Below are 1709 nucleotides of genomic sequence, written 5' to 3' on the forward strand. Positions count from 1 at the left end.
TTATAAATGTACAGTGTAAAACCAAGTTCAATAAAATCGTTATAAACATATCAAACCAATAAACGTGTTTGCAAAAGTTAACAAAATCACTTATCCTTACATTTCGACAAAATTAGTTTTTATTCGACAAAGGACTTTTAATAAATTTATAGAACGATATAGATAAAAAATATCGGAGGTAAAATATAAATTGATTGAAAGCATTTCATTAAGTAATTTTAAGGCCTTTAAAAATTTAGACATGCTAAAGTTAAAGCCTATTACAGTATTGTGCGGAACAAATAGTTGCGGAAAAAGTTCATTAATGCAAAGTATATTATTGCTAAAACAAACATTAGAAAATCAAAATCCCAGTCAAACCTTATTGCTTAATGGAAGATTTGCTCACTTGGGTTCTTTTGAGAATATTATTAACGGAAAAAGGCCAGATGATAAAGTATCATTTAATATTAGAGTAAAATTTAAGAAAGAGAATTTTAACAGTCATCGGAGTTTTGGAAATTTACCTCCTATTCCAGCTCAACTAAGATCTTTGCTCTCCGATAAGAATTTTTATAGTCCCGAAGCTAATTACATACTTAATTTTGGCATTACTTTAAAGGCAATAAAAGAAAAAAACAAAAAACTATTTCATTCAGCTAAAATAGAAAAATGGGAATTTGGAATTGAAACGTTGACAAAAACCAATGAAATTCTGCCAAAAACAGACATTGTCATTAAGGAAATTGAGGAAAATAAATATTTAACTACTTGGAGTAATCTTGATACGTTTTTTGGTGAGGGTCATGGTGAACAAGCGTATGGTGTAGAATTCTCTAACCTTATACCATCTACCTGGAAGGTAAAAACAGGGGATGACGGTTCAAGACCATCAGTTGCGTATTCAATGGGTAGTATCGCAAGTTTATTAAAGTCAATATTTGCTTCATTTACTTATGTTGGTCCCTTACGAGAGGAACCTTCACGTCGATATATTTACGAAAATGAAGTAATTGAAATAGGTATAAAAGGTGAAAATGCTGCATATATTTATTTAACAGAAGAATTACTACTAAAAGAACATGTGTTTTACAACAAAGAAATTGATGGTTTTGTTAAAAAAGATAAAACAAAGCTACAAGAGGCCGTAACATTATGGATGGATGAATTTGGGGTGAAAAACTTTAAACCAGAACAACAAAATGAAATTATTTACTTAAATATGGACTCTAACTCCTCTAAAGCTAGCGTCAACATTGCTGAAGTAGGATTCGGCGTTAGCCAGCTTTTTCCGATTGTATTAGAAGGATTGCGAATGCCTACTTTAAGTACGCTATTATTAGAACAGCCTGAAATCCATTTACATCCTAAACTACAAATGAAAATAGCAGACTTTTTCATTTGTCTAGCATTATCCAAGAAAAACGTAATTATTGAAACCCACAGTGATCATATAGTTAACAGATTAGTTCGCAGAATTGTTGAGGATGATACCGGTAAATTAGCTGAGTTAATTGGTATATACTTTATATCTCCCTCAAATAACGGACCAATAATTGAAGAGGTTTTGGTTGATGAATATGATGGTATTGTAAATTGGCCACCTGAATTCTTTGACCAAGTTGCTAACGAACAAGAGATGATAATTAAAGCTGGAATCAAGAAAAGAAGAAATAGGAAAAATAATAAGTTGAGGTAATAATCAAATGAACATATCTACAGTTCTGGAA

At 31.0% G+C, this 1709-nt stretch carries 1 protein-coding gene; it reads left to right on the forward strand.

Annotation, left to right across the window (positions count from 1 at the left end):
• Nucleotides 1-190 precede the first annotated feature (190 nt).
• A complete protein-coding gene (locus GTO91_RS17530; RefSeq protein ID WP_161260004.1) occupies nucleotides 191-1678 on the forward strand; it encodes an AAA family ATPase in 1488 nt (495 codons plus the stop codon).
• Nucleotides 1679-1709: the final 31 nt, after the last annotated feature.

Source organism: Heliomicrobium undosum, assembly GCF_009877425.1.
GTDB classification, from domain to species: Bacteria; Bacillota; Desulfitobacteriia; order Heliobacteriales; family Heliobacteriaceae; genus Heliomicrobium; species Heliomicrobium undosum.